This is a genomic window from Roseicyclus amphidinii (genome assembly GCF_030163755.1).
Lineage (GTDB): Bacteria > Pseudomonadota > Alphaproteobacteria > Rhodobacterales > Rhodobacteraceae > Roseicyclus > Roseicyclus amphidinii.
On record NZ_JASJOE010000120.1, the window covers coordinates 1 to 4471 of the forward strand.

Annotated in this window: 4 protein-coding genes; 3 read left to right on the top strand and 1 reads right to left on the bottom strand. The window is 68.4% G+C overall.

Going from position 1 to position 4471, the window contains the following annotated elements; translation table 11 throughout:
• The 3 genes from QQK83_RS18875 to QQK83_RS18885 form a co-directional block, all read left to right on the top strand.
• A partial coding sequence (locus QQK83_RS18875) for a CGNR zinc finger domain-containing protein (protein ID WP_284266929.1) occupies positions 1-373 on the top strand: 373 nt, incomplete at its 5' end.
• A gap of 96 nt (positions 374-469) precedes the next feature.
• The gene (locus QQK83_RS18880) at positions 470-1459 is read left to right on the top strand and encodes a glutathione S-transferase family protein (RefSeq protein ID WP_284266931.1); all 990 of its coding nucleotides are present in this window, start codon (positions 470-472) and stop codon (positions 1457-1459) included.
• 75 nt (positions 1460-1534) lie between these two features.
• Positions 1535-2713 carry a lytic murein transglycosylase gene (locus QQK83_RS18885; RefSeq protein WP_284266932.1) on the top strand — a complete coding sequence of 393 codons (1179 nt, stop codon included), beginning with the start codon at positions 1535-1537 and terminating at the stop codon, positions 2711-2713.
• 300 nt (positions 2714-3013) lie between these two features.
• Here the strand turns inward: QQK83_RS18885 and QQK83_RS18890 are convergent.
• Positions 3014-4471 (bottom strand): coiled-coil domain-containing protein (locus QQK83_RS18890; protein ID WP_465250988.1); only part of this gene is annotated, 1458 nt, incomplete at its 5' end.

Genomic DNA, 4471 nt, shown 5'->3' on the forward strand with positions numbered 1-4471 from the left:
GCTCGCGCTGCGCGAGGCCGGCTATGCCGTGCTGTCGGCGATGGCCGCCGGGCGCAAGCCGGGGCGCGAAGAGGCGCTGACGCTGGAGGCGGCGATCAAGGGCGCGCTGCAGGATGCGAGCTTTGCCTTCGGGCCGCGCGGCATGACGGTTGTGCCGGGGCCGCTGGGCGGGCTTTTGGACCACCTCGCGCTTGCGCTGCACGACCTGTTGCGCCGCGACGACCTTGACCGGCTGCGCGAATGCCGGCGCTGCACGCATCTGTTCCTGGACCACGGGCGCGGGCGCGGGCGGCGTTGGTGCGCCATGGCGCGCTGCGGCAACCGCGCCAAGGCCGAGGCGTTCCGCGCGCGCAACAGGGCCGTGACCGGCTGAGTTGTGCAACCGTGCAAGGGTGCACCTGCACACTGTGCGGTTTTGCAATGGCGCTGCGCGGGCTACCTCCTGTCTCACGCAGAAGGAGGATCACCGATGGGCCTGTTGATCGACGGAGACTGGCGCGACCAGTGGTATGACACCAAGGCAAGCGGCGGCGCGTTCGAGCGTCAGGAAAGCCGGTTCCGCAACTGGGTCACGCCCGACGGCAGCGCGGGGCCGAGCGGTGTGGGCGGCTTCAAGGCCGAAAGCGGGCGCTATCACCTCTATGTCAGCCATGCCTGCCCCTGGGCCAACCGGGCGATGATCTTCCGCAGCCTCAAGGGGCTGGAGGATCACATTTCCGTCTCGGCGGTGCATCCCGACATGCTGTCGGATGGCTGGACCTTTGCCACCGATTTCCCCGGCGCGACCGGCGACATTCTGTTCGGGTCAGCCTACATGCGCGAGATCTACCAGCGTGCGGAACCCAAGGCGACGACGCGCGTGACCGTGCCGGTCCTGTGGGACACAGCGACCGACACCATCGTCTCGAACGAAAGCGCCGAGATCATCCGGATGTTCAACTCGGCCTTCGACGGGATCACGGGCAACACCGATGACTATTACCCCGAGGCGCTGCGCCCCCGGATCGACGAGATCAACGCCCGCGTCTATGACGAGGTGAACAACGGCGTCTACAAGTCGGGCTTCGCCACGACGCAGGCCGCCTATGACAGTGCGGTGCATGCGCTGTTCGATGCGCTCGACTGGCTGGAGGGCATCCTGTCGGAGAACCGCTATCTCGCGGGCGACCGCGTGACCGAGGCGGATTGGCGTCTCTTCACCACGCTGGCGCGGTTCGACGCGGTCTATCACCTGCATTTCAAGTGCAACCGGCGGCGGTTGATCGACTACCCGAACCTTTGGGCCTATGCGCGGGAGCTGTATCAATGGCCGGGCGTGGCCGGGACGATCCATTTCGACCACATCGTGCGGCACTACCACTACAGCCACGAGACCATCAATCCGCACCGGATCATCCCGATCAACCCGGTGATCGACTGGGATGCGCCGCATGGGCGCGCGCGGCTGAACGCCGCCTGAGCGCCGGGCCTTGCGGGATTGCGCAGCCTTGATACTCTGCCGGAAAAACGTGAACCGACAGGGTATTTCCAGATGATGCGTTTCCTGACCGCCGGGCTCTTGTCGCTCGGGATTTCCACGGGCGCGGCCAGCGCCCAGCAATGCGGCGGCGATTTCGGCCAGTTCCTGCAAGGGTTGCGGGCCGAGGCCGCGCAGCGTGGTTACAGCCAGCAGGCGATCGACGGCTTCTTCCGTCACGCCGACTACTACCAGCGCGCGCTGGACGCCGACCGGCGGCAGGGCATCTTCACCGTGCCCTTCACCGAGTTCTCGCGCCGCCTGATCAGCCAGAACCGGCTCGACAACGGCCGCCGCAACGCCGAGCGGCACCGCGCCGTCTTCGACGAGATCGAGCGCCGCTTCGGCGTCTCGCGCGGCATCCTGTTGTCGTTCTGGGCCTTCGAGACGGATTACGGCGCGTTCCAGGGCGATTTCAACACGCTGGATTCGCTGGTGACGCTGGCCCATGACTGCCGCCGCCCCGAGCTGTTCCGCCCCGAGGTCTTTGCCGCGCTGGAGCTGTACACGCGGGGCGATTTCGACCCGGTCAACACGCAAGGGGCCTGGGCCGGTGAAATCGGCATGGTCCAGATGCTGCCCGAGGATATCGTGACCCATGCCATCGACGGCGACGGCGACGGGCGCGTGAGCCTGCAGAGCTCGCCCGCCGATGCGCTGTTGTCGGGGGCGAACATCCTGTCCTCGCTGGGCTGGCGGCCGCGCGAGCCCTGGCTGATCGAGGTGACGATCCCCGGCGACCTGGATTGGTATGACACCGGCATCCATACCTCGCGGTCCGTGGCCGAGTGGGAGGCCGCAGGCGTGCGGGCGCGTGCAGGCGGTGCGCTGCCGATGTCGGGGGCGCAGGCCTCGATCATCCTGCCCGAGGGGCGGAACGGCCCGGCCTTCATCGCCTACCCGAATTTCAACGTGCTGTTCGAGTGGAACCAGAGCTTCACCTATGTCCTGACGGCGGCCTATTTCGCCACGCGGCTGGAGGGGGCGCCGGTCTTCGATCCACGCAATCCCGAGCCGGGACTGTCGGGCGACGAGATGCGCGAGTTGCAGCGGCGGCTGGTGGCGCGCGGGATGGATACGGGCGGCACCACGGGCATCCTCGGCGCGCGGACCCGCGCCGCGGTGCGCGAGGTGCAGCGCGAGCTGGGCCTGCCCGCCGACGCCTGGCCGACACGGGCACTGCTGAACGCGCTGTGAGGGCGGCGGATCTTTACTTTTCGGTAGGAATTCGGGTATAGGCTGATCCTACGGAAGTTGTGTTTCCTTCAAGGACTCACCAAAGTTGGCCCCACGAAGTTGCCTCTTCGTGGGGCCTTTCCTTTTCAGGCTAGTGCCCGATCAGGAGGCGAATGACCGCAACCGCCAGCGTTCCCGCCGACAGCAGAACCATCCACCTTCGAAAGTTCCGTTCCTTCAAACACATCACCTCCATTCACCGCGAAGGGTCGCGGCAGGAGGGAGGCTAGACGGGCTTGGTCAAGAAGACGTTAACCGCGTTCAGGCGACCAGCTGCTCTGCTTTCTTGAGGTCGACCGACACGAGCTGCGACACACCCTGTTCGGCCATGGTGACGCCGAAGAGCCGGTCCATCCGCGCCATGGTCACCGCGTGGTGCGTGATGATGAGGAAGCGCGTGTCGGTCTGGCGGGTCATCTCGTCGAGCAGGTCGCAGAACCGCGTGACGTTGGCGTCGTCGAGCGGCGCGTCGACCTCGTCGAGCACGCAGATGGGGGCGGGGTTGGCGAGAAAGACGCCGAAGATCAGCGCAAGCGCCGTCAGGGTCTGTTCCCCGCCCGACAGGAGCGACAGCGTCGAGAGCTTCTTGCCGGGCGGCTGGCAGAGGATTTCCAGACCGGCCTCGAGCGGGTCGTCGCTTTCGACCAGCACCAGACGTGCCTCGCCGCCGCCGAAGAGATGGGTGAAGAGCTTGGTGAAATTCGCGTTCACCTCGTCGAAGGCCTTGAGCAGGCGCTCGCGCCCCTCGCGGTTGAGGTTCGAAATGCCGGTGCGCAGCTTGGCGATGGCGGCCTCGAGATCGGCCTTTTCGCGGGCGAGCGTGTCGTGTTCCTCCTGCACCTCGCGGGCGTCTTCCTCGGCGCGCAGGTTCACCGCGCCCAGCGCGTCGCGCTGGCGGCGGAGGCGGTGGACATCGGCCTCGATCCGGTCGGAGGGCGGCATCGGGTCGGGCAGGTCTCCGAGGCTGTCGCGCAGCGCCTCGGGCGTCGTTTCCAGCTCTTCGTCGATGCGGGCGGCGGCGGCCTCGACGCTTTCGCGGGCGGCGTCGCGGCGGGCCTCGGCGGCGGCGCGGCCCTCACGCGCATCCGAAGCGGCGCGTTCGGCGTCACGCTCGGCGACGATGGCGGCGCGCAACGCGCTTTCCGAGGCGGAGAGCGCATCGCTCGACGCGGCCTTGCGCGCCTCGGCTTCGGTGATCTTCTCGGCCAGCCCCTCGCGCTTGGCGGCCAGCTCGTCGGGCTTGCCGCGCGCCTCGGCCAGCTTGACCTCGGTCTCGGCATGGCGGGCCTGCAACTCGGCCAGCCGGGTGGCGGCGCTGTCGAGGCGCTTGCGCCAGCCCGCGATCTCGGTGCCGATCTGGCGGATGCGCGCCTCGCGCCGCTCGCCCTCGCGCTTCAGCTCGTCATGGGCAGTGCGGCGGGCGAGCATGGTCATCCGCGCGGCCTCGACCGTGGTGCGGATGTCGTCCAGCCGCGCGCGGCTGGCGGAGAGGTCTTCCAGCTCGGCCTTCGCGCCCTCGGCGCGGGCCAGTTCGGTCTCGGCGGCCTTCGCTTCGTCGGCGTGACGGCGGGCGGCGGCTTGCAGCGTCTCGAGGCGACCCTCGAGAACGCTGCGCTCGGCCTCGGCCCGCGACTGCGCGCGTGAGGCATCGGCCAGACGCGTGTCGGCATCGCGGCGGGCGGCGCGGGCGGCGCGGTCGGCCTCGGTCACCGGATCGAA